This window comes from Paenibacillus ginsengarvi (genome assembly GCF_003626695.1).
Lineage (GTDB): Bacteria > Bacillota > Bacilli > Paenibacillales > NBRC-103111 > Paenibacillus_AB > Paenibacillus_AB ginsengarvi.
Window position 1 is genome coordinate 12,473 of record NZ_RBAH01000022.1, and the last position, 24,466, is coordinate 36,938.

The following is a 24,466-nucleotide window of genomic DNA, read 5'->3' on the forward strand; positions in this document are numbered from 1 at the left end:
GATGAAAGAAATGATATGGCTCGTCCGTAAAATGCTTGCGCGCACATTCCGCAGCAAAAAAAGCTGGTTTATTTATATCGGATTGCCAATCGTCGGCATATTTGTCTCCTTGTTCGTGAGCGGCGACACCAGCGGCACACTGCGCGTCGGCACCTTGAACAAGGACGGCAATCAGGCGATTACGCAGGACGCGATTCGGTTTCTGGAACGGCTCGGCCAGGTCAAGGTAACGCCGGTGGCGGACGAACAAACGTTGAACGATCAGATCGCGGCGGGCAAGCTGGACAGCGGGATCGTGTTGGGCCAGGGGTTTGCCGCGAGCGTGCGGCAGGGCGCTCCGGACCATCTGAGCATCATATCCGTGAAAGGGGCGCAGGCAACCGGATACGTCAAGGCCATGCTGAACGACTATGTCGGCAATATTGCCGCGATAGCCAGAAACGCACAAGGCGATGCAGGCCGGTTCGACTCTTTGTACGCCGCCTATACCCGGCAAAGCTTCCAGGTAACCGCGGAGACGCTTCAGGATTCGTCGAATACGAAGGCGATTACGTATCAAGCGATCGGGTTTCTGATTACGTTCATGATGTTCTCTGCGGTGAATATGTCGGAGATGATCCTTAAGGAGAAGGAAAACCTCACCTTCCTTCGTCTGCTGTCGTCGCCACTGTCGGCGAAGATGTACGTGCTCTCCAACGTAGTCGTCAACATAGTCATCATGCTTGTGCAGATCATCGTGACGCTGATCGTCATGAAACAGGTGTTCCATATCGATTCGGGCATCCCGTACGGCCGGTTCGTCCCGGCGCTGCTGTTGTTCGCGCTGACCGCGATCGCACTGTCGCTGATGATCGTCGCTTTCGCTAAAACAAGCAGAGGCGCAGGCGCCATGCAAACGCTCATCATCACGCCGACATGCCTGCTCGCAGGCTGCTTCTTCCCGATGGACATCATGCCGGAAACGGTGCGCGACATCTCGAAATTTATGCCGCAGCATTGGCTGCTCGATATGATTAACAAGCTCCAGCAAGGGGTATCGATCGCAAGCTTGTCTCTCAACATGGCGATCCTGATCGCTTTCGCCGCCGTGTTCGCCCTGATCGCGATCTTCCGGTTCGGCCGCAACAACGATATTCGCCAGTTCGTGTAAACGGACTGTCGGCAACGAAGTCCCGTGCGTTCATGCTCGATAGAGCGGACGCCGGGATTTTTTTGCCAAAAAGCGGCGACAGCGAAAACTTTTTGCCCGTTCGCTCGTTATACGGTCGGAAGGCTGCCGGCGCAGGCTAGCATGCGCAGGAAACGGCCCTCATTCGCTGGGAGGCATCGGCAGGTGTTTATTCATATGGACGTCTTAAGTAAAAGATACGGCAAGTTTCAGGCGGTTCAAGACGTGACGCTTACGATCGGCAAAGGCATGTTCGGGCTGCTCGGCCCGAATGGCGCGGGCAAAACGACGCTTTTGCGCGTATTGTCCACGACGCTGCCGCCATCCGGGGGAAGCGTGACGATCGGCAATTACAGACTGGGCCGGGACGATCAGGCGATCCGTTCGCTGCTTGGCTATTTGCCGCAGGAGTTTGGCTTGCCCAAGCAGTTGACGGGCTACGAGTATTTGGATTATGCGGCGGTGATGAAGGGGTTCCGGCATTCGCAGCGGCGGAGGACGGAAGTCGAATCGGTGCTTGAGAAAGTGAATATGTCCGCCAGAGCGAAAGAGAGGACCGGAACGTATTCCGGCGGCATGAAGCAGCGAATCGGCATCGCTCAGGCGCTGCTCGGGTCTCCCGAGTTGATCGTTGTCGACGAACCGACGGCCGGGCTCGATCCGGAGGAGCGGATGCGGTTTCGCAGCTTGCTCAGCGAGCTGAGCGCAAACCGGACGGTCCTCCTGTCGACGCATATCGTAGCCGATATCGCCGCAACATGTTGCGGGCTGGCGGTTATGAAACGCGGACGGCTCGTCTACGATGGTTCTCTGGAGCGGCTTCTGGAGACGGTGAGGGGACGGGTATGGACCGGGTACGTTTCGGAGTCGCGTTTTGACGGGGTCAGAATGGAGTCGAACGTCATCTCCGCCCGAAAAGCAGCCTACGGCTACGACATTCGAGTGTTGTCGGGCACCAGGCCGTTCGAAGGAGCAACGCTCGCGCCAGCCGCTCTGGAAGACGCCTATCTGTATGTTTTGCGATCGGAGGGGATGGAAAGTGAGTGAGTATTGGACGTATGTAAAAGTCGAATGGAAGCTGACGCTGCGCAGCCCATCCGTTATTTTTTTGCTCGTTGGATTGTTTCTGTCGGTGCTTGTCGCTTTTATCGACAATCCATACGGCGCGGATATCGGCCGGTTTACTTCGGAGGCAGCGTATCGTTACATGTGGGGGCTTTCGCTGCTGGCGCAGTTTTGGGCCGTTTCGGCGGCGCGGCGGGAAACGGCGTCGAAGGTCTACCTGTTACAAGCCGCTTTGCCTTACAGCTCGGGGGCGCTCGTAGGCGCCAAACTGACCGTCCTGCTTGTTCTGTTCGGCTCACTCGCCTTGGTTCCGGCCGTTTTTTACACCGGTGCCTCCTGGATATCGGGCCTTGCACTGCAGGCCTCGGCGCCGGGAATCGCCATGCTCGCCTCCATGACGGTGCCGACGGCATTTACCGTCCTGCTCGGCTATTGGATGGGTGCATGGAATCACCGCCGACTTGTTTACGTATACAGCTTCGGCGCGGTGCTGCTGCTGCTCTTGTTCGCAAAGGCGGCGCTGCAAGGAGTCTTTCCGTTATCGTGGACCCATCTGCTCGATTACGGGTTATTTGACTTCATCAAAACCGGATTTTACTCGGGATTGTGGGGGTTTACCGGTGATGCGACTTACTGGCTCCACCGGCTTGCGTACGCTTCGCTAGTAGTACTTTTCTTCGCCGCAATCGTTTATCGCGAACAAAGACGCCGGAAGGAACGGCGGCGGATCGCGATTTATTTCCCGCTGTTCGCCGGGGCTGCTCTCACAATCGTGCTGTCGCTTATCGCGAATACGGCCGTGTGGAACGAGCGGTCTGCCGCTTATGCAAGCAGCATCGACTTTTATCGCGGACTCGTGCGGGAAAATGCGCCGGGCATTCAGGAGGAAGCCGTTCGCCGGTATATGGCGGGGGAAGCGGCGAATCCGGTCTGGAAGCCGCTTGCGGATGAACACAAACGGATGCTCGAGCTGAATCGGCGTTACAGCTCGCTTAAGCCGGTCAGCTACGATATGAAGGTAACGACGGCGGAGAAGCATCAGATGGACGTTTCGACGACACTTCGCCTGAGCCATGAGGGACGGGAACAGCTGGACCGCTTTCCGCTTATGCTGCGGCATTCGTTCCGGATCACGGATATGACGGTAAACGGCGTGAAAGCCGCCTTCGACTGGGAGCCCGGTCACGACGTCGTATGGGTCGTGCCGGAGCGCCCCGTGCTGCCCGGGACGAAAGCGGACGTCGCGATGCGCTACAGTGGCGCGGTCAACGAATGGCGCTGGTTCGACTCGAGTGGCGCGAAGGGCATCGATGACATCTTGAATATGCACTGGATGCGGCCCGCCTTCGTAGACGACCATAACCTGCTTCTGCCGGGCGAATACGGCTGGTATCCGTATCCGGGAACCGTGAGGGTAGCTGAGCTGAAGCAGATTCACACCGAAGGAGCGCCGATGAAGGTGAGAAGCGAAACGGTCCTGCCTGCCGAACCGCTCCGTCTGCCTGCCGAGTTCCGCGTGGAGGTGGAAACGAGCGCTGCGGCGAATCTGATCGCCAGCGGGAGCAGAAGCACCGTGCAGTCTGCGGGAGGTCGCCAGCGTGTCATGTTTGAGGCGCAGGGCGCTCGTGTGTTCTCGCTGTTTGGAGGAGACATCGCGGAGTGGACGGCAGCCGGCGCAGGCAAGGAGCTTACGATGATCACCTCCGGCCAAACCTCTCCCGAGACGGGGAAGCGGCTTGCGGGGCTCATGCTCCGTCATTACACGGAATTGTCCGCGCTTGCCAAACGTCTGAGTCCGGACGTTACGTTTCCTGACCGTGTCCGGTTTATCCGCTTAGATGAGCTGGAGAGGGACGATGAGGGCGTCACGGCAGGCAGCCAAAGCTTGACCGGCGTGTCTTTAAACGAGCGGCCGCGGGAGCCTATCGATAAAAACGGCCTCGTTTATTTGCCGGCGGAGATTACTCCGGCATCGATGACCCGCGACCGGCTCGCTCGCTTCGACGAATATTTGCTGGCGAAGACGGTTTTACCGGAAGGGCCGCTCTCCGATTCGATTGCTGCCTTGTTCCGCTATATGACGGCCGCCGTTACGAAATGGATCGAAACGGACGGACATCCGTCCGAGGGACGATTGTTCGCTCCCGATGCGTACCGGTACAACGGCCGTCCGCATCCGGTTTATATGAAGATGAACGACGTATTGGCACAAGCGGACACAGAACAGTTCCGCAAGACGATGGTTGCGATATACGAGTTTGCGCGCGATTATAAAGGAAATGAGGAACGGACGGACGCCGATTTTATCGCCTTCTTGAATGGGTTGCCGGGTACTCGGTAAGGTGGTTCAATCCCGCTCGCGGAAAAAAGAAAGGAGGGGTGCCGGTGGATTCCGACGAGGAGCTGCTGAAGATGATCGCCTCGGGCAGCGGGGCCGGTATGGAGGCACTCGTATACCGGTATCACAAGCCGATTTACGAATATTTGCAGCGTATGCTGGGCGACGCTTCGCTTGCTGAGGACCTCGCTCAGGAATGCTTCATCCGGCTGTACCGGACCGTTCGCTCGGGAAGGCTGCCCAGCCGGTTCCGCCCCTGGATATACCGCATCGCAACCAATCTCTGCAAGGACGTCTGGAAGTCGTCGTCGTATCGCAGAGAAGCGCTGTGGGGAGCGGACAAAATGTCTCAACACGAAGACGGGGAAACCGTAACGTCCTTATTGGAGCGCCAATGGGAGCGGGAGGCGGTCATTCGCGCGCTCGGCCGTTTGGCGGAGGACGAGAAAGAAATTGTCGTGCTCCGGTTCTACCACGAGCTGAAGCTGGACGAAATCGCCGAAACGCTGGAACTGTCGCTCGGATCGGTGAAGACGAAGCTGTACAAATCGTTTAAGAAGCTGGCGCTTATGCTGGAGGAAGAGGAGGCGGGGCCGTATGGAGCGGCGAAGCGACCGAAGTGAACGGCTGCAGCGGCTGTGGGAGGAGCTGAGCGAGTTAGACGATTCGTCGCCGAAAGAGGTGGAGGGGCTGGATCGGGAGAAGTTTGGGCAAACCGCCACGACGCTGGAACGGTATCAGGTGGCAGGACCGTCGTCGGAGCAAACCAGAGAGCTGGTCGGCCGGTTGACCACGCTGATGGCCGAACCGGAGCGGGTCAAGTTCGCGGATCGGCTGCTGCTTGCGGAGTCGGGGAAAACGACGATATGGCTCCGGCTGGTCCGCATGATCGCCTCGCAAGTCAGGCTGTTTTCCGCATCGTTCTGGATTGCCTCCGCCGTCATTATCGTACTGGGCGCGTTTCTCCAACCGGTAGAGGGGGGCGGCTCAAACAGCTTTTTCCTCGTATCGTCATTTGTCTCCGGAGCCGGTGTTTTTTATGCGCTGCGCTCGTTCGGCACGCCGATGGCCCGGCTGGAATCGACGTTTCCGGCGAATCCGGTCGAGGTGATGACGGGCCGGCTCGCCATCGTCGTATTTTACGACATTGTGCTGGCGCTGGCGGCAAGTCTCGTGTTATCGCTGGGCGGACAGACCGGCCCTCTGTTTGCTTTTATCGTCAGTTGGCTCGTTCCGCTGTGCATGTGCACGCTGCTGACGTTTGTCGCCGTTGTGCGTCTAGGTCCTTGGCTTGGAGCGGGATTGTCTACGGCGGTTTGGGTGATCCAGCTTGTGATGAAGGACGTTCTGGGGCCGTTTTATGTGTACAGCAACCCCGGGTATGCGTTCTGGGGGAGCAGCCGCCTTCTGGCGCTCGGGATTACGATCGTGCTCGCGGTTATCGCGTATCGCACCGTCAGGCGCGAAGCAGTAGGGGAGGGCGGACGTTATGACCAGATTTGAGCTTTGCGGCGTTTCGGTCCGTCACACGGCATCCGCGCCGTGGCTATTCGAAGACGTCGAGCTGGCGCTTTCCCCCGGCATATACGGCTTATTCGGACCAAACGGCAGCGGCAAAACGACGCTGCTGGAATGCATGGCCGGCATCCGGCCGTTCGGCGCGGGCGAGGCCCGTTTCGTGCTGCGGGACAGTCCGCTTGCGGGAAAGCGGCTCCGGGAGCGGCTCGGCTACGTATCCCAGCAGTTTGCGTTTTATGAAGAGATGAGGGCGGATCGATACTTGACATATGTGGCCGGCATGAAGCTGATCCCTTCCCATCTGATCGCGGATCGGGTGACGGAGGTGCTGGAAAGCTTCGGTCTCGCCGACTATCGCAAATTCCGCATCCGTTCGCTGTCGACCGGACAGCGGCGGAGGCTCTCGATCGCTCAGGCGATGCTGAACGACCCGCATCTGCTGTTAATGGACGAACCGCTCGAGGGACTCGATACGGAAGAGCGGGCGAACGTCATGGAGCGGCTGCTGGAGCTTGCAGGCGACGGTGTCGTTATTATGGCGAGCCACATCCTTACCGAAATCGAGCATTGGGTCGAGCAGGTGCTGTTTCTCTCCGACGGACGTGTGGAAGGGCCGAAGACGCCCCGGCAGTGGAAATCGGCTCTTCTCCATGAGGATGTTCTGGACGGTGCTGCTTCCGGCTCTTGGTCCGAATGGGAACCGACGCTGGAGGATGTGTACTTGGCGCAAATGCGCCGCAGACGTAGGTAGCCGTTATATAAAGGAACCTACAAAAAAGAAGCTCCCGGCACGCCGAATTTCATGCAGGATGAAATCGGCGACAAGGAAAAGCTCTTGCGCCGCAAGCGATTGCGATGCTGAGCTTTCCCTTGCGGGGATGCTGGGCAAACCACCATTTGCGGTGCGAAGCCGGGTTCAGGGGGTTGCTTTTTGAAATGGAATGTAGTATTATAAGTGCATTGGCACATTGAAACTAACCTAATTCACATAATGTAGAGGGTTGTTCTTGTTGATATTAATAACCTTGTACAATATGTGAATTTTTTATTTGTAAACGAATAAGGAATTTCATGTAAAATAATAACACAAGGTGGTAAACAGTATGCAAACAGGCGTAGTGAAATGGTTTAACGCAGAAAAAGGTTATGGTTTTATTTCCGTAGATGGCGGCAACGACGTGTTCGTACATTTCAGTGCGATCGTAGGCGACGGCTACAAATCTTTGGATGAAGGCCAACGCGTTGAGCTGAATATTGTTCAAGGCAATCGCGGACCTCAAGCCGAGAATGTCGTAAGGCTGTAAGATCAGCGGAAATGCCCCGAACATTCGGTTCGGGGCATTATTTTTATCATTAGAGAGTATCATGACGCTACACGGCGCCACTGATGAATAAACCGGTTGGAAAGAGGGATGCACATGTATAATTCTCGAAAAAGACCTTCAGAGGATCTGCCTACTGAACGGACTGTTATATGGTCTTGCTCGGATGAAAATTGCAACGGATGGATGAGGGAAAACTTCGCTTTTTCCAACGTTCCCGTATGTCCCAAATGTCAATCCAAGATGGTCAAGAGCGAGCGTATGCTTGCCGTCGTAGTCAATACTAGCCCGAACCAGCCTAAATCTTAAGGCTCGTACCCGGACGGATCACAAATACCGGGCAATAATCCGAACTAATCGGGAAGGGAACTCCTGCAGATCGGTTATATCCAGAAATCGCTCCTTCCCGTAGATTTCGGCGATTTTCTCTTTGTCCTGACCTATAGCCGCCGCTAAAAAGGTGATGCCTTTCCGTTCATATTGTTCTATGGTTTGCTGCATGTCTTGAACGGCGTAGCGGTCTGTATAGTCGTCCATTGCTTTCGGCTGCCCGTCGCTGATGCTAATCAGCAGCTTCGTCTGCTGAGGAGCTTCCGCCAATCGCTGCGCCATAATTCGGAGAGCCATTCCATCGCGATTATTGCTTCGGGCCCGAATGCCCATGAGCCGGTAACGATCGCTGGAGTCCGTGCGCTCCCAGTCTGCATAAGCATAGATCGACATTTGCTCCATTCGTGACACATCCGCCGTATCGCCGTAGATGAGGACGGGAATCTGACACCTTTGACAAAATTCGTAGACGGCGATTACGGCTCGTTTAGCCGCTTCCAGTCTTCCCATAGCCGACATAGACGCCGATTCGTCTATTCTTACACCGACCGCAAGAGAAGGGGAGTCGGAGGGAGGGCGTTTCTTGGCGAAGAACCTGTAATCCTTGTAAGCGATGCTGTCCGCCAGAAATTTGCTGCCGTAGTAATGATTCCTCGCAAGCTCGGAACGTATTTCATGTTCCAGAAACAGCTGTGTTCGCCTGGCAAGCTCCTTCACGATGGGCATAATGCCTTGACTTAATGTGGCATATTCCTGCCAGTTTTCCTGATCGTAATCCGGACGATGAACAATAAGTTTCACCCTCTGATGGATCGAATCCGACACCGTCTCCCTTGCGGTTTGATTCAGCTTTTTGCGGAAATCGCGCTCTTTTTGTTTCTCCTCATCCCCGATAGGCTCGGGATTGGATTGATGGTATTTCGGAGTTACCTGTTGTTCGTCATCCGACTTTTCCATTTTGGTCGAATTGTCGATGGCAGATGAGCCATTTTCCTCACTATCGGTATATTTTTTGAGTATGATCCCCTGTTCCTCATCATGGCCGCCCCTATCCGCATCGGCATCGGTATCCTCGATAGTTCCCCAAGTCTTAATTTCTACGGCTTCCTTCATTTCTCGTTTTTTTTTACTTCGATTGCGACCGTATCCAGCCTGCCGATTAACCCACTCTTTTCGAGAGCTTCCTCCAATAGCTTGATTTCTTCGGAATCGGTTGTGATTTTGTAGATGACCTTATAATAAAGGGACTGTTTGGCGGAAGCCCCTTCGGCAACTGCATCGGCCCAGTAGAAGTAGGAACGCATGCCGGCGACACCTTTGATCGCATTGGCCCGGGCCGTTTTGTCCAAAACGATAATGATATCCGCCAGCAGGCCCAATACTTGTTCGTCTCTGTATCCGGTTTTGGCCATTACACGTTCCATCATGATTTCCTTTGTGGGCAAATCCATCTTTTCCGTATGCTGTACGCGGTCGCGCAGTGCTTCGTTTAACGGCCTGGTACCCGCATAGCTTCGGTTTGATGTAATGACGGCGATGAAATCGGAGTGTCTGTGAACGATTTCCGTGGGCAGATTGAAACTCCCGTCCAGCTCCAGGGCAGCGTTTAAAGCCATCAATACCGCAGCGTCGCGAATCACGTTAGGTTCCTGAATTTCCAGCAAATAACCGTTCCGATACGCTCGGACGATTTCCGACGGATAGAACCGGTACTCGACCGCTTCGCCGGCGGGCTGTTCGGCAGCCAGCTTTACTACCCGCTTCATTTTGGAAGCGGCCTGCTCCTGCGTCATTCCCAGAACGTCCGTCAAAATTGCCGCGATACTGCCTAAGCCGTCGCTATCGTATAGAGCCTTCAACACCGCTTGATCCGCAGGCTCCATTGCCGCTAAGCGTTCTGTAGAAAGGACCGGCAATATGGCGCCGATAATATCCGATTTATCCATATCGGCAAAGCAAGTCACCTTCGTATAAGGCAGCCCGAGGTTGGCCGACAAAGCTTTGGCCAGCTGCGTTTTGCCGGAACCGGCGTCGCCCTCCAGCAAAATATTGGCGATTTTCATTTCTCCGCGGTTCCAGTTGCGCTTGATCTCTTTGCTGATGCGGTGTTCTTCTTCGCTGACCTTGTGCGATAACGGCTTTTGCCAAAGCAGTTTTTTCTCCTCATCGGTCCATCTTCGCTCTGGCGACAATATATAACATTCATCGTGTTCCAATTCGTTCTCCTCCGTTAGTAGGCTTTGCTGTTTCCGTTGTGCTTGTTCTCTTCCTGGGGAAAAGAGGGAGCAGCAGAAGCGCTCCTATTAGAATCAAACCGCCGCTCATCGCATAAATCGTCAGCAGAGAAAAGACTTTCAGCATATATCCGGAGACAAACATTCCAAGCACCATCATCCCCATAAAAACGGGCGTAATCGCTCCAGATACCCTGCCGATAAAAGCGCCTTCCGTGTTCCGAACCAGAAGCGTCTGGATACCGCCTTGAATACAGGGGAAAAATAAACCGCTGATTGCCAAAAGCAGCATCGTTACCGCAATGTTCGTCGATGCCCCGATTCCAATCGTACAGACGGCAATAACGAGCAACCCGATCAGCAGCAGCTGCTGCGGTTTTATTTTTTTGGCTATTCCCATGATCGCTATTCCGCCTACTAACATAGCAGCGCCGTTCGTCATGACGAGCCATTGCAAAAACGATTTGTCTTGACCCAATTGTTCCATGACAAGAAAAATTTGCAGCGGCTGAGTTAGTCCCGATGCCAAACCGATTGCCGAGAAGGTCAGGCAAAGCGTTCGCAAAGGCAAACTGGAGCCGATATAGCGCAGCCCGGCTGTCAATTCCTTGATGAAACCCCCGGCATGGCCGGACCTCGGCTCCTCCTCGTCGCGGGGAAGCATCGCTAAGATCATGGATGACCCCAGAAACAGGATGGCCGTCATGATCAGAGAGGCATGAATGCCAAAACGAATGAAAACAAAGGTGCCGATGACCGGCCCCAGCACCATAAAGACGGCGACAATCGTTTGAGACATCGCCATCACGCCTTGAAGCTGCTCTGCGGGCACATGCCGTTTATACAGCTTCATCGCCGAAGGCTGGGAAAATTGAGACAGGCTGGCGGAGACGAACGATCCGATCAGAAGCGCGATCCATCCGCCATTCAGAATGGCAAGCAGGACGGCAGCAACGGACAAGCCGGACATCAAGTCGCTCCAGACCATGGTGCGCTTGGGCCGCCACCGGTCGGCAAACGTCCCGCCGATGAGGCCGAGTAGAAAGATCGGAGCAAATTCGGCTACCGAAATGAGAGATACGCTTACCGGATCATTATGGGTCAAATCGGTAACATAAAGTAAAACGGCATAATTGCGGACCCAGATCCCGAGCTGCAGCAGCACGCGAGAGAGAATAATGGTCCGTACATAACGATTGGCTAACACTTTAATACCCCATCTCCTGCAAAATAGTCGATAACGTGCGCAGACGCTCGCCGATCATCTCATCGTCTTCGCTCAGCGCCTGATAAAACAGTTTCAAATCCTCGTTAATTCTCTCATTATCCGTGCAGACCGACACCGTCATGGCATCCCCTTGCAGCCCGACCCGGTCGATGACAGGGTTCTGCGGATCGTACAAATGCTCATAGCGGTATGCCTCGCGAAAGTGCGCAAGCGACCGGCATAGCAGAATGGACAAGTCCAGCACGCGATGCAGGGGCAGCTCCTCCGATTGTCTGGACCATTTCTCCCCCGTATATCTCCACACCTTGGCGGAAATGTCGACCGTATCCCGATCGTTCCACTGCGCTAAACCTAAAGAAAGGCCTTTGGCATCCGTATTTCGGGCGAGTCTGCCGTCAATTCGCTCATAGTTTTCGGCGACGACAACAGGCTTATGGTGTAAAGTAGTCGGTATTTTCATTTTTTTCTCCTTCTCTCCGTTTACTAAATTAGTAATTTACTAAACTACTGGATCATTGTATATTGGATTTCGGCATTAGTCAATCCGTTTTTTGTGAAACAAACATTTACGATACGGTGGGCGCGCATGTAAAATATGGGAGAAGTGTGCAGTAAATGAGGGAAAGGCGAGCGTGTAAAGCACGTCCAATCAAGGAGGGATTGCGATGAAGATCGGATTGGCGGAAGTAAATATTACACCGCCGCTGGGGATGCAAATTCCGGGTTACGGTCCGAAGGAGCGGCTGGCGTCGGGAGTGAAGGATGAGCTGTTTGCCAAAGCGATGGTGATCGAGTCGGGGGAGACGCTGCTTGCGTTTATCGTGATCGATATCGTGTCGCTCGAGCTGGATTCGTGCCAGCGAATCCGCAGTCGGGTCCGTGATTATACCGGGATTCCTTCCGAGCAGGTGATGGTTGCGTGCACGCATACGCATACCGGTCCGCCGCGTCCTCTGGATGAGGCTGCGCTGGCCTTTTATCCGACACTGGAGGCGAAGTCCGCGGATGCGGCAATATTGGCCTACGGCAAACGGGAGGAAGCGAGGATCGGCTGCGGACGGGGAAGCGAGGACAGCGTCGCTTTTAATCGCCGCTTCTTCATGAAGGACGGCACGGTTCAGACGAATCCGGGCATCCGCAATCCGAATATCGACCGGACGGAAGGGCCGATCGACCCGGAGGTGCTCGTCGTCCGGATCGATAACGCGTTAGGGGAACCGCTCGGAATCGTCAGCAATTACGCCGTTCATACGGATTGCGTGAGCGGAACGGAGTACAGCGGCGACTATCCGGCCTTCATCAGCCGAACGATCAAGCAGTTGTATGGCGAGTCGGTCGTCAGCCTGTTTATGCAAGGCGCTTGCGGGAACATCAACCATATCGATGTCGAAGGCCGCCACGATCCGAAGGTGGTCCCGCATCGGGTACGCATGGGCAACATTCTCGGCCGGGAAATCGCCAGAGTGCGCGAGAAAACGAAAGCGGCCTCCGAGGAGGCTGATCTGGCTGTCGCCAGCCGATTCATGAACGTATCGGAGCGGGCGCTGCGGCAGCATGAGATCGAGTGGGCGGAGCATACACTGGCGGAGCTGGGTGGTATGCCGGCCGATACGCTCAGCAGCAGGCAGGCGATGGAAAAAGCGCGGGCTGAGTTAAGACTCGCCGCCGCCGGCCGGCCGTTAGCTTCCCGGGATTACGAAGTTCAAGCAGCCGCTATCGGCGAACTGGCTGTCGTGGCGCTGCCGGCGGAAATTTTCGTCGAATTCGGGCTTGAGATCAAGGCGAAGTCGCCGTATGCGTATACGATCATTAACGAGCTGTCCGGCGGCTCCGGCAACGGGTACGTCTGTACGCGGGAAGCTTATGATCGCGGCGGCTATGAGCCTACCGGCACCAAATTCGCCGAAGAAGCCGGAGAACTGTTCGTCCAGGCGGCGCTGGAGCTTTTGAACGAATTGCACGGAAGAGAGTAACAAGTTCGGCCGCCGTTTTCGGCGGCTTTTATAGCGGAAAATCGGTTCCGCTATTTTTACGGGGTGGGCCGGCCGATCGAAAACTTAGCTCGAAAGGGCAATGCAATCGGATTTGCCATGCGCAGGATACATAAGTGTAATTGTTTTTTCCCTTACTTTTGGCATGACGATCTGGTATCGTTGTTTGGCCGAACAACTAAGGGAGGGAGCGAAACGAATGATAACAGATCGTATTCGCATTGAACATTACAGCGAAACCGATTATGATTCCGTCAAACTGTTGTTAAGCGAAGACGCGGAGGCGGGCGAAGACATCCTACGGGTGCTTGTTAAAGCGCCGGAATTGTTTAGGACTGCAAAGCTTGAGGATAAGCTGGTCGCACTCGCTCAAGTAACCGAACCATCCCCCCAAGCCTACGTCACCGTGTATGTCGCTCCTTCGATGCGAAGGAGAGGAATCGCTACCGCTCTGGTCCGTCAGGCGGAGTCCGTATTAAGAGAGGGAGGAACCCATCTAATCAGGAGTTCCTTCCGCGCCGGTTCCCCGACGTCTATGGCGTTTGCGCGTTCGCTCGGGTATGACCCGTATTTTTCATCGCTGCTCATGAAGCGAAGCGGCGGTCCCTTCCCCCTGGGGGAGCTTCCGGTCAGGGTGTATAAGGACGAAGACTATATCGCCACTCAATCGTTTTATGCCAAGGCTTTTCACGACATGCGCGTCCGTGTCGGGCATTTTCCGGATTCCGTAATTGCCCCGCCGAGCGAGAAAGAACGGAGAGCGTGGCAGGAGGATGCGGAGGACCGTTTCGTTTACGAGATGGGCGGAGAAATCGTCGCGTACAGCCACATCTCCGGCAACGAGATTGGCAGCATTTCCGTCCGTATCGACATGCAAAGTCGCGGGATCGGAAGAAAGTTTGCGATGAGGATGTGCAACGAGATTTACCGGCGCGGCAACGCTGACGTCACTTTGTGGTGCGTAGTCGGGAATTATGCCAGGAAATTGTACGACAGCCTTGGCTTTCAAGAAACTTATACCATGCAATTCGTGCGAAAATCGTTGTGAAGTTTGGCGAAACTCCATATCGAGAATCGGAATAACAAGGGGCTGCCGCAGGGGCAGCTCCTATTAACTTTTAAGTAATAATCGAGTTATGTATATCATCGTTGCGTGATCTTGGTATATAATCTGAACTAACAGCGAATCTGGAGCATCTGATGCAAGACCTCCGCGGGGCGCTTCCTGCTATGAGCTGCCAGCCAGATGAAACCCACTATAACTAAGGAGCTGGAACAGGATGAACGCAGTTTACCAATTTGACGAAGTGGCCCGGCTTCCCTTGCCCGGGGATAATTGTGCCGTCGCGATTCGCGATCTGGACGCCGGCGCCCTCATTATTTACGAAGACCAAAGGCTGACCCTGGACTACGCTGTGATGGAAGGCCACCGTTTCGCGGTAAAAGCGATAACTCCCGGCGAAGAGCTGCTGTCCTGGGAATTGCCGTTTGGTGTCGCTTTGCAAGCGATTCAGCCCGGACAATACGTCGTCAATGACGCCGTGCTCGGTGAGCTTCGCGTGCGTCAGTTGAAATTCGCACTGCCGGACGAACCGAACTTTACGGATCAGATCAAACCGTTTGTTCTGGACGAGTTGAGCTTCCAGCCTGCCCCGGCATCGCCCGCGTACACGGAAGCCCGCACGTTCATGGGATATCGCCGCAGCGAAGCCCGAGGCGTCGGTACCCGCAATTATGTGGTGCTGCTCGGCACGACTTCCCGGACCGGCAGCTATGTGAAGAAGCTTGCTGCGCGAATGCAGGGCGAACTCCAAAACTACCCGAATATCGATGGAATTGTTCCTGCGGCGCATACGGAAGGCGCGACGGAAAAGCCGAATAATCTGGAAGTGCTTCTTCGGACGCTAGCTGGGTTTACCGTTAACCCTAACGTCGGCGCCGTGCTGATCGCCGATTACGGCAACGAACCGGTAACGAACGCGATGGTGGAAGCGTATGCGCGGGAACACGGTTACCCGATCGATGAAGTGCTGCATAAGTTTGTGTCGCTCCAAGGCGGCTTTGAAGATAGCTTGAACGAAGGCGAGGCTCTTGTACGCGAGTGGCTGCCTATCGTCGGTGCGATGCAGCGGACAAGCGAATCGATCAGCCACCTGAAAATCGGGCTGCAATGCGGCGGTTCGGATGCTTTTTCCGGGGTATCCGCGAATCCGCTGCTGGGCTGGTTATCCGAGGAATTGGTGCGCTACGGCGGCTCCGCCAGTCTCGCCGAAACCGATGAATTAATCGGCGCGGAGGCTTATGTGCTGTCGAAGGTTCGCAATGTGGAAACCGCCCGCAAGTTTCTGGAGTTGCTTGAGCGCTTTCGGGAGGTTACGTCCTGGCACGGCACGAGTGCGGAAGGCAATCCTTCCGGCGGCAATAAATACCGCGGGCTGTACAACATTTATCTCAAATCGATCGGCGCAGCCCGCAAGAAAGATCCGTTCACCCGCCTTGACTATGCCACCGAGTACGGGGAGCGTATGAAGGAAGGCGGCTTTTATTTCATGGACAGCCCCGGAAACGACCTTGAAAGCATCGCCGGACAAGTTGCCGCCGGCTGCAATATGATCTTTTTTACGACGGGCAACGGCTCGATCACCAACTTCCCTTATGTGCCGACGGTCAAGGTGGTTACGACGACGCGCCGCTTCCAGCTGCTGTCGAACGATATGGATGTGAACGCGGGACTGTATCTGGAAGGGGCTTCGATGGAGGAGCTGGGCAAGGACGTTTTCGAGAGAACGATCCGGATCGCCTCCGGCCAGCGCAGCGTAGGCGAGCAGGCAGGCCATGCCCAGGTGCAGATCTGGCGCAATTGGCGGCAAAACGATGCGAGCCGGCTGGAGGCCCTGCTTCATTCTCCGGCCCCGACGGGTGAGCCGATTGAAGTCCGGAAAGAAGCGGAGGCGGGAGCGGCTTCCAGCCCCATCGCGTTTACGTTCAACCGTTACCAGGATCGTTTATCCAGCGACAACATCGGCCTGATTATGCCGACCAGTCTGTGCGCCGGCCAAGTGGCGGGGATGATTACGCAAAGACTGAACAAGCAAGGGCTCGGCCAGCCCGTGGTTTCGCGTTTTGTCGCTTTGGCTCATACGGAAGGCTGCGGCAATTCGGGGGGACAAGCCGAACAGCTGCACGCCCGGACGATGATCGGCTATATCACCCATCCGATGGTGAAGCATTGTCTGCTGCTGGAGCACGGCTGCGAGAAAACCCACAACGACTACATGCGCCATCAGATGGAGGAAGCGGGCATTGACGGGAGCCGGCTTGGTTATGCAAGTATCCAGCTTGACGGCGGCATTGCAAAAGTTTCGGAGAAGGTGGAAGCGTGGTTTAAGGAGCGCCTTAAGTCGGACGGAGAAGCGCAAAAGGTGACCGCCGGTCTGGAAGGACTGCGAATCGGCATCGTAAGCGATGGGCCCGTCTCTGCTGAAGCCGCAGAGCAGCTGGCGAAGCTGACCCGAATGGTTGCCGGAGCCGGAGGCTTGGTAGTCGTTCCCGAGAACAGCGGACTGCTAACGACGGACGCTTACCGCAACAATGTGCTTGTGTCGCCCGAGATCAAGCCGTCCATTGCTTACGGTGAACATGCTAGACATAATGGATTCCATATTATGGAGAGCCCGACCGAGCATTTTATCGAGACGGTTACGGGACTCGCCGCCACGGGCGTAGAGCTGTTGATAACGCTGGTCGGCAATCGTCCGGTGCAGACGCATCCGTTCGTGCCGATGCTGCAATTGGCAGCCGAGCCGGCGATTCAGCAAACTTATGAAAGCGATCTGGATTTGCAGCTCACCGGAGACTCGGACGGGTGGACGGCGCAGATTATGGAGCGCTGCAAACAAATCCTCGAACATACTTATACGCCGCGCCTTTATCAGAAAGGGTACACCGATTTCCAATTAACGCGCGGTCACTTGGGATTTTCGTTGTAATTCACAAAACCCGGAGGAACCACCGCAGGATGAAAAATCCAATGCGGCGGTTCTTTTTTTGCGTACCGTTCTATGCCATCATTAGGAATGGGGGGCGATAAGGATGTTCCAGGATTTCAAGCTCGTCGAAGACCGCCCGGTCGCGATACAAGTCAAAGAATACATCAATCGATTAATTATAAAAGGGGCGCTTCAAGCCGGACAGAAGCTTCCCTCCACACGGGAAATGAGCCTGCTCCTCAAGGTGAGCCGCAACACGGTCATTGCCGCCTATGAAGATTTGGAGGATGCCGGGTTTACGTACGCGATCCCGGGCAAAGGCAGCTATGTTGCCGCTATGGCGGATCAATCGGCAGAGGAGCACGGAAGCGCCGGCGAGTCCGCCCCCTGGCGGATCGACTGGAAGACGAAAGTAAACGAGTACGCCGAAGCGGCTGTAGCGCTGGACAGGATCAAGCACGGCATTCGCGCCCCTAAGGGCACGATATCGTTCACCAGCATCGCTCCGGATGAGTCGCTGTTCGATCTGGGCGATGTGAAGCGAGCGTTTATGGACCGGATGGCGATCGAAGGACAGGTGCTGCTCAACTACGGCTATGCCAAAGGCTACAAGCCGCTGATCGATTACCTGATGCGGTATATGGAGAACAAAGGTGTCGATACGCGCGGCAAAGATATGCTGATCACTAGCGGATTTACTGAAGGCTTTGACATTGTGCTGTCGGCATTGCGTCCCGCCGCGCGAAGCGGAGCGGCCATTTGTGAAAATCCGACCCATCACACGGCGATCAACAATATGAAGCTGCAAGGTTTTGAGATTACCGGCATTCCGATGGAGCGCGATGGCATTGATGTACAGCGGCTGGAGGCGGTACTGCAAACGGGCTGTTTCGATCTGGCGTATTTGACGCCTTCTTACCACAACCCGACCGGCATCGTCATGTCACCTGCCAAACGCAGCGCCGTCATGAACTTATTGATGCGCCATCAGGTTCCCGTGATCGAGGACGGCTTCAACGAGGAGCTGCGTTACTCGGGGGCGCATGTGGCGCCGTTAATAGCGACGGTGGGGCAGGGAAACGGAGTCATCTACATCGGCAGCTTCTCCAAAGTGCTTTTTCCCGGCCTAAGGGTCGGCTGGGTGCTCGGCGACCGGACGCTAATCGATGCTTTGGAAAGCATCAAAAGAGCGCGCACCATCCATACGTCGACAATCGATCAATCGATTTTGTACCAATATTTGATTAACGGAAATTTCGATAAATACGTGAGGAAGGCGAGAGCCGAGTACAAGCGCAAGTACGAGCTGACAAAAGCGTGCTGCGAAGCCTATCTCCCCGAAGCCCGGCTTTCCGGCGACGGAGGCTTGCATCTGTTCCTGACGTTCCCGCCGAGCGTGAATACGCAAGAACTGCTGGAAGCTTGCATGGAGCGCGGCGTCATTTTCACACCGGGAGACAAATTTTTTATTCATCCGGGCGAAGGGACGAATACGCTCAGGCTCGGTTTTTCGCGGGTAACGGATGAGTTGATCGAACGCGGGATTCGTATCATCGGCGAACAGGCGCGGAGTTTTCTTTAGAGACTAACCTTACGATTACTTGGAAAATGAGGTGCCAAGATGAAGATAGGCGTTATCATGGGCGGTTTTTCCTCCGAACGGGAGGTTTCATTGCAGACCGGTCAAGAGATGATGCGGTATTTGGATCGCAGCCGTTATGAGGTCGTTCCGATCGTAATCGAGCGGCGCGAGGATTTCATCGCTCAAGTGCAGAGAGCGGGCATCGATATGGCGCTGCTGGCTCTGCACGGTACGTACGGCGAGGACGGCACGGTTCAGGGGGCGCTGGAGACGCTGGGCATTCCGTACACGGGCAGCGGCGTGCTGGCAAGCAGCTTATGCATGAATAAGAGACTGACCAAAATGCTGCTCCAGGCAGCGTGTGTGTGTACGCCTGCCGGCCTCGTCTGGCAGGGGATGGACGATTACGATCCGCAAACGGTGGAGCGGCTCGGCTATCCGGTTATCGTAAAGCCGAATGCGGGCGGTTCCAGTATCGGCATTCAGCTTGTGCGAAGCGAGCAAGAGCTGCTGGCGGCAGTTCAAGAGGCTTGCCGCTTGGATCAGGCGATCTTGATCGAGCCTTACATCCAAGGCACGGAGCTGACCTGTTCGATCGTGGACGGTGAGGCGCTGCCGATCATTGGCATTCGCGCCGCTCATTCGGAGTGGTTCGACTATAAAGCGAAATATGAAACCGGGGGTGCCGAGGAGAAGGTGATCCGGCTTCCATCCGCTGTGGAGCAGCGAGTGCGCGAGACGGCGCTGGCCTGTTACCGGCTGCTGCAATGCAAGGTATATGCAAGGGTCGACATCATTTTGCAGGGGGATATTCCCTATGTGCTGGAAGTGAACACTTTGCCGGGCATGACGGCGAACAGCTTGTTACCGAAAAGTGCGGCTGCTGCTGGAATGAGCTTTGCCCAATTGCTTGAGAAGATCATTAGCTGCTCGCTTCAAGAGCGCTGCCGGGAATGGGGGAGGGAGACTTATGCTTCGTGATGAAGGGAACGGGCGGTTTTTATCATCGCGCGTACGGGATATTCGGCCGTCGGGCATTCGCGCTTTTTTCGATTTGAATGAAGCTGGGGGCGATACGATCTCTCTCGGGATCGGGGAGCCGGATTTCGTTACGCCGGAGCGGGTACGCGAAGCTTGCATCCAGGCATTGCGCGAAGGGCAGACGAAATATACTTCGAATGCCGGCCTGATGGAGCTGCGGGAGGAAATATCCGCTTATATGTCCGGCAGCTTCGCGGTTTCTTATGATCCCGTGCGGGAAATATTCGTGACGATGGGCAGCAGCGAAGCCGTCGACCTGGCGCTGCGGGCCGTGATCGACCCGGGCGACGAGGTGCTGATTCCGGCGCCGAGCTATATCGCCTACGAACCGATCACTCATCTGCATGGCGGTGTGATCGTCGAGGTGCCCGAAACGGCGGAGGGACGGTTCAAGCTGACTGCGGAAGCACTGCAAGCGGTCATCACGCCCCGCTCGAAAGTGTTAATGATCAACTATCCGTGTAATCCGACCGGAGCGGTAATGACCGAAAGCGATTGGCTGCCGGTGACCGAGCTGATTATTCGCCATAATCTGGTCGTCATTTCGGATGAAGTATACGCCGAGCTGACCTATGGGCGTCAGCATGTCAGCATCGCCTCCTTGCCGGGCATGAAGGAGCGTACGATCGTCGTCAGCGGGTTTTCCAAAGCTTTTGCCATGACCGGCTGGCGGGTGGGTTATGCGTGCGGGCCTTATGAGCTGATTGCCGGTATGCTGAAAATCCACCAATACACGGCCATGTGCGCTCCCACTCTGGCGCAGATCGCCGCGCTCGAATCGCTGCGATACGGGATGGAGGCAAAGGACGAGATGATGGCGAGCTACAACGAGCGCCGTAAACTGTTCGTGGCCGGCTTGAATGCGATCGGACTGATCTGTCACGAGCCCGAGGGGGCCTTCTACGCTTTCCCTTCGATTGCTTCTACCGGGTTCTCGTCCGAACAGTTTGCGCTTCGGCTGCTGAAGGAAGCGAAGGTGGCGGTCGTACCGGGACATGTGTTCGGAACAGGCGGAGAAGGTTTCGTTCGCTGTTCCTATGCAACCTCGCTCGTCGATTTGGAGCGGGCGCTGGAGCGGATCGGGAGATTTACGCAGCGGACCGTGCCGGTGTGATGTGATGCGGTTTTATGAAGGTCGGGTTCAGGGCTGATATCGTCCTGATCCGGCTTTTTTCGTTGTATCCCGGGTTCCTCCATTCGATTGCAAGGGGCAAATGCGGTACACTATATTTGTCCGGCAAATGGGGACGATAAGTAAAGATATCCCTAAAATAAGGAAGTGTAAAGCAATGAACCTCGAAACGGTTATGCAGGAGCTTGAAGCTCTCGGTAAGGAGCGCACGAAAAAAATATATATGTCCAACGGCGCGCATGAACCGCTGTTTGGTGTAGCGACAGGTGCAATGAAGCCGCTTGCCAAAACAATCAAATTCAATCAGCCGCTTGCCGAGCAGCTGTACGCGACGGGAAACTACGACGCCATGTACTTTGCCGGCGTAATTGCCGACCCGAAAGCGATGAGTCAAGCGGATTTCGAGCGCTGGATCGATGGGGCTTATTTTTATATGCTGTCCGATTATGTGGTGGCCGTAACCTTGGCGGAAACCGATATCGCTCAGGAGGTTGCCGATGCATGGATCGCAAGCGGGGAGGAACTGAGAAGGTCGGCGGGCTGGAGCTGCTACTGCTGGCTGCTCGGCAGTCGGCCGGACCGCGAATTTAGCGAAAGCAAGCTTGCAGCTATGCTGGAAACGGCGCAGCAAACGATTCACGATGCGCCCGACCGAGCCCAATACGCCATGAACCAATTTATATATACTGTAGGGATATCCTACGTGCCCCTGCATGATCAAGCGGTTGAAACCGCGAAGGCCGTTGGGCCGGTAGAAGTCAATCGGGACAAGGTCAAGAGCAAGTTTTTGAACGCCTCCGAAATGATACAAAAAGCCGAGCTCAAAGGGCAGCTCGGTTTTAAACGCAAATATGTTCGGTGCTAAGCGGCAGCGGTTTTAAAACATTTGTAACACGCGCCTGCCTTGGATAGGGATTCGGATCGTTTCCGAAGCTCTATCCTTTTTTGTTTTGTTACGTTTCCAACGTTAACTCACTTGTTGGATCGGCCTCTATGCAAGCCGGCCCGCAAAACGGAATGCTCCAAATCTCGCTGAACCGGATTATCGCGGTAGCCGGTCGGACTAACGCCGCTATGCTGCTTGAAAAACTTGGTGAAATATTCCGGTTCGATCCCTACGCTCACGGCAATCTCATGCATGCTCAGTCCGGTCGACGCAAGCAGCGTGCAAGCTCGTTCATAGCGGACCTTGGCAATAAACTGCATCGGCGAGAAGCCGATCATCGACTTGAACACTTGGATGAAATAATGCGGGTGAAAATGAACCAGTCCGGCCAGATCGTCAACGGTCAAGCGATCGGATAAATGCTCGTCGATATGCTCCAGTACGCGGTTGATGCTCTGGATATCGAAATGGCTGGAATCGTGAAGAGAGAGAGTGGGATTATTCTCGACAAAATAGCAGAGTAGCTGAAGCAGCGTGGATTTGGCCCGCAGCGCGGATGTTAATCCTTTGGAGGTGAAGCTGTCGGTAAGCTCCCGAAACTGTTTTTCAATGAACGGCCTGTCCCCGACCTCAATCATCGCCGACGTATGCAGCAGATCGAACAGTCGCGTTCCGCCGATTGTCGAGGTGAAATGGCAGTAATATTTCACGAAATTTTCGTTGTTGTAGGGCGTAGCGGAAATCGTAGATCCGGCGGGCAGCAGCAGGAGTTTTCCCGAGGTTGGAAACAGATGGAGTCCGTTCACCCAGATGTTGCAGCGGCCGGAAACGATGTAATACAGCATGTTGTATTCATACTTCATATTGTAATGAATCCATTCGGCGCCCAGCGTGCGATAGGAGGATACACGAATACCGGTTTGTACATTGGCAAGGTAGGTGCCGAAATGTTCCTTCTGCCGTTGCGACATCTGCATTCCTACATTCCCCCTCGGGCAGGTTTCTTGTTGAAAGCGCTATCCACTTGCATTATAACCCGACATTTGCTCCGCGTACATAGCGGAATCCGGCATGCTCCAAATGTATGCGGCGGTGAGCAGCAACATGCGAAACATACGAACCTGAATATTTTCCTGGATCATCTGACTGATTTCCATATGCTTTACCGCCCGTATTTCTGATAATGAAATAGATCGAAGCGGAGGTGATAACGGATCTTGAATCGGCCCGATTGAGAGAGAAAGGGAAGGCGGAATAGGCGGGACAGAGGCTGTACATGTCATTACGGTTATGGAGGGGTTCTTTTGAAGGTCCGAAGGTTTTTTTGGCGAGTGGCCGCTTTTCTGGCAACGGCTGCCGTCTTATTGCCGGCATGCAGCTCAAGCAGTACGACGAAGGAAGAACCGAAAGCGGGCGAAACGGACAAAGCGGCACCGCCGCAGCCGATTACGCTGAAGGTGATGAACGGCTTGTTTAACGAGAAAGATTGGCAGACCGTCGTAGTGGAACCGCTAAAAAAGAAATTCCCCCATATTACGCTCGATCAGGGCTCCGGTGTAGCCCGTACCGCCGACCAGAAATTTCTCGAAGATACGATCGCGGGCGGAAATGTGCCGGACATTGTGCTGAGCGGCGTTGTCCAATCACAGCTGATGGCTCCGCTCGGACTGGCTCAAGATTTGGCGCCGTATATCAAGAAAAACAAGCTCGATATGACCGCGTACGACAATACCGCGGTAGAGACACTTAAAAAGTATTCGCCGATCTACAACATGGAGACGGTTACGCTTCCGCTGTATATCAACTTCAAGGTGCTGCTGTACAACAAAGACTTGTTCGATAAGTTCGCCGTGCCTTATCCGAAAAACCATATGACACACGATGAGGCGATCGAGCTTTCCAAAAAGCTGACCCGGTCCGACGGGGGCGTCCAATATTACGGATACGGCGCCGACAGCTATATCAATCTGGGCGGGCAATATTCGCTCAGTTATATCGACAAGACGAACAAAGTAAGCTTAAGCGGGATGGAAAAGGTGTTCGAGACGCTGAAGGCGGCAATGACGATCCCCGGTATGCAAGGCTTGTCGACCACGAAAGCGTTTAATACGGACAAAACGCTCGCCATGTATACGGAGTGGCTGGCGTCGGTGGTGCAAAATGCGGCTGTATACCGGGATATGAAGTGGGGCATGGTCACCTACCCGGAATTCAAAGACCGGCCCTATCAAACCGAAGTCGACTTCCACAGCTCTTATGTAACGAAAACGACCAAATATCCGGATCAGGCGTTCGAGGTCATCGCCTGGATGATACAGTCGGAGGAAATCCAAAGCTTGATTACGCGCTCGGGCAAAGTGACGGTACTTAAAAACAAAGATATTACGGCGCTGTGGGGAAAAGATTCCGGCCTCGGTACGGAGGAAGCGCTCAAGGCGATTATGGAAACGAAAATGGCGCCGCCGCACGATATCCATCCGCTCGACCGAAAAGGCACGGTGCTCACGCCGTTAGCCGCGGCGTACGCAGATTATATCAACGGCACCAAAGATTTAAACGTCGCTTTGCGCGACGCAACCGAAGGGATGCAGAAGGCTGTAAATAGCGAGCTCGGCAAGTAAAACGTTGAATAAACCCGTATA

General features: G+C 55.0%; 21 protein-coding genes. 16 read left to right on the forward strand and 5 right to left on the reverse strand.

The genetic code is table 11. The features are described 5' to 3' along the window. Position 1 precedes the first annotated feature (1 nt). The 8 genes from D7M11_RS25125 to D7M11_RS25160 all read left to right on the forward strand — a co-directional run bounded on the left by D7M11_RS25125 (position 2) and on the right by D7M11_RS25160 (position 7,720). Positions 2-1,150 carry an ABC transporter permease gene (locus tag D7M11_RS25125; RefSeq protein ID WP_120750023.1) on the forward strand — a complete coding sequence of 383 codons (1,149 nt, stop codon included), beginning with the start codon at positions 2-4 and terminating at the stop codon, positions 1,148-1,150. A gap of 195 nt (positions 1,151-1,345) precedes the next feature. Further along, positions 1,346-2,215, forward strand: a complete 870-nt coding sequence (locus tag D7M11_RS25130) for an ABC transporter ATP-binding protein (RefSeq protein WP_476703838.1) — start codon at positions 1,346-1,348, stop codon at positions 2,213-2,215. Further along, on the forward strand, positions 2,208-4,574 hold the full coding sequence (locus tag D7M11_RS25135) for an MFS transporter (RefSeq protein ID WP_120750025.1): 2,367 nt from the start codon (positions 2,208-2,210) through the stop codon (positions 4,572-4,574). Before D7M11_RS25130 ends, D7M11_RS25135 begins: the two co-directional genes overlap by 8 nt. Before the next feature lie 44 nt (positions 4,575-4,618). Continuing rightward, positions 4,619-5,194 (forward strand): RNA polymerase sigma factor, encoded by a 576-nt coding sequence (locus D7M11_RS25140; protein WP_120750026.1) that lies wholly within the window; start codon positions 4,619-4,621, stop codon positions 5,192-5,194. Then, positions 5,169-6,074, forward strand: coding sequence for a hypothetical protein (locus D7M11_RS25145; protein WP_120750027.1), 906 nt, complete (start codon positions 5,169-5,171; stop codon positions 6,072-6,074). The genes D7M11_RS25140 and D7M11_RS25145 overlap by 26 nt, the downstream gene beginning before the upstream one ends. Further along, positions 6,061-6,840 carry an ABC transporter ATP-binding protein gene (locus tag D7M11_RS25150; RefSeq protein WP_120750028.1) on the forward strand — a complete coding sequence of 260 codons (780 nt, stop codon included), beginning with the start codon at positions 6,061-6,063 and terminating at the stop codon, positions 6,838-6,840. The genes D7M11_RS25145 and D7M11_RS25150 overlap by 14 nt, the downstream gene beginning before the upstream one ends. Positions 6,841-7,192: 352 nt before the next feature. After that, the gene (locus tag D7M11_RS25155) at positions 7,193-7,393 is read left to right on the forward strand and encodes a cold-shock protein (protein WP_120750029.1); all 201 of its coding nucleotides are present in this window, start codon (positions 7,193-7,195) and stop codon (positions 7,391-7,393) included. A 114-nt stretch (positions 7,394-7,507) separates the two neighbouring features. Beyond that, positions 7,508-7,720 carry a cold-shock protein gene (locus tag D7M11_RS25160; protein ID WP_120750030.1) on the forward strand — a complete coding sequence of 71 codons (213 nt, stop codon included), beginning with the start codon at positions 7,508-7,510 and terminating at the stop codon, positions 7,718-7,720. 18 nt (positions 7,721-7,738) lie between these two features. On the opposite strand, the gene D7M11_RS25165 is transcribed toward D7M11_RS25160, so the two are convergent. Genes D7M11_RS25165 through D7M11_RS25180 form a run of 4 tightly spaced genes read right to left on the reverse strand, consistent with a single transcriptional unit; the run spans position 7,739 to position 11,663 of the window. Beyond that, positions 7,739-8,854, reverse strand: a complete 1,116-nt coding sequence (locus D7M11_RS25165; RefSeq protein WP_240041301.1) for a vWA domain-containing protein — start codon at positions 8,852-8,854, stop codon at positions 7,739-7,741. Beyond that, positions 8,851-9,957, reverse strand: coding sequence for an AAA family ATPase (locus tag D7M11_RS25170; protein ID WP_120750031.1), 1,107 nt, complete (start codon positions 9,955-9,957; stop codon positions 8,851-8,853). Before D7M11_RS25170 ends, D7M11_RS25165 begins: the two co-directional genes overlap by 4 nt. After that, positions 9,944-11,182, reverse strand: a complete 1,239-nt coding sequence (locus tag D7M11_RS25175; protein ID WP_120750032.1) for an MFS transporter — start codon at positions 11,180-11,182, stop codon at positions 9,944-9,946. Before D7M11_RS25175 ends, D7M11_RS25170 begins: the two co-directional genes overlap by 14 nt. A 1-nt stretch (position 11,183) precedes the next feature. Then, entirely contained in the window at positions 11,184-11,663 is a 480-nt protein-coding gene (locus D7M11_RS25180) for a DUF6530 family protein (RefSeq protein ID WP_120750033.1), read from the reverse strand. 205 nt (positions 11,664-11,868) lie between these two features. Between D7M11_RS25180 and D7M11_RS25185 the strand changes: the two genes are divergently transcribed. The 7 genes from D7M11_RS25185 to D7M11_RS25215 all read left to right on the forward strand — a co-directional run bounded on the left by D7M11_RS25185 (position 11,869) and on the right by D7M11_RS25215 (position 21,803). Further along, on the forward strand, positions 11,869-13,176 hold the full coding sequence (locus D7M11_RS25185) for a neutral/alkaline non-lysosomal ceramidase N-terminal domain-containing protein (RefSeq protein WP_120750034.1): 1,308 nt from the start codon (positions 11,869-11,871) through the stop codon (positions 13,174-13,176). A 217-nt stretch (positions 13,177-13,393) separates the two neighbouring features. Continuing rightward, positions 13,394-14,242, forward strand: a complete 849-nt coding sequence (locus tag D7M11_RS25190; RefSeq protein ID WP_120750035.1) for a GNAT family N-acetyltransferase — start codon at positions 13,394-13,396, stop codon at positions 14,240-14,242. Between the two features lie 232 nt (positions 14,243-14,474). Next, the gene (locus D7M11_RS25195; protein WP_120750036.1) at positions 14,475-17,183 is read left to right on the forward strand and encodes a UxaA family hydrolase; all 2,709 of its coding nucleotides are present in this window, start codon (positions 14,475-14,477) and stop codon (positions 17,181-17,183) included. A 103-nt stretch (positions 17,184-17,286) separates the two neighbouring features. Next, positions 17,287-18,765: an aminotransferase-like domain-containing protein gene (locus D7M11_RS25200; RefSeq protein ID WP_120750037.1), complete on the forward strand. Its 1,479-nt coding sequence runs from the start codon at positions 17,287-17,289 to the stop codon at positions 18,763-18,765. Between the two features lie 39 nt (positions 18,766-18,804). After that, the gene (locus tag D7M11_RS25205; RefSeq protein WP_120750038.1) at positions 18,805-19,746 is read left to right on the forward strand and encodes a D-alanine--D-alanine ligase; all 942 of its coding nucleotides are present in this window, start codon (positions 18,805-18,807) and stop codon (positions 19,744-19,746) included. Continuing rightward, positions 19,736-20,920, forward strand: a complete 1,185-nt coding sequence (locus D7M11_RS25210; protein ID WP_120750039.1) for an aminotransferase class I/II-fold pyridoxal phosphate-dependent enzyme — start codon at positions 19,736-19,738, stop codon at positions 20,918-20,920. Before D7M11_RS25205 ends, D7M11_RS25210 begins: the two co-directional genes overlap by 11 nt. Before the next feature lie 175 nt (positions 20,921-21,095). Beyond that, positions 21,096-21,803 carry a DNA alkylation repair protein gene (locus D7M11_RS25215; RefSeq protein WP_120750040.1) on the forward strand — a complete coding sequence of 236 codons (708 nt, stop codon included), beginning with the start codon at positions 21,096-21,098 and terminating at the stop codon, positions 21,801-21,803. 107 nt (positions 21,804-21,910) lie between these two features. On the opposite strand, the gene D7M11_RS25220 is transcribed toward D7M11_RS25215, so the two are convergent. After that, positions 21,911-22,801 (reverse strand): helix-turn-helix domain-containing protein, encoded by an 891-nt coding sequence (locus D7M11_RS25220; RefSeq protein ID WP_120750041.1) that lies wholly within the window; start codon positions 22,799-22,801, stop codon positions 21,911-21,913. Between the two features lie 327 nt (positions 22,802-23,128). On the opposite strand from D7M11_RS25220, the gene D7M11_RS25225 reads away from it, so the two are divergent. After that, positions 23,129-24,445 carry an ABC transporter substrate-binding protein gene (locus D7M11_RS25225; RefSeq protein WP_120750042.1) on the forward strand — a complete coding sequence of 439 codons (1,317 nt, stop codon included), beginning with the start codon at positions 23,129-23,131 and terminating at the stop codon, positions 24,443-24,445. Positions 24,446-24,466: the final 21 nt, after the last annotated feature.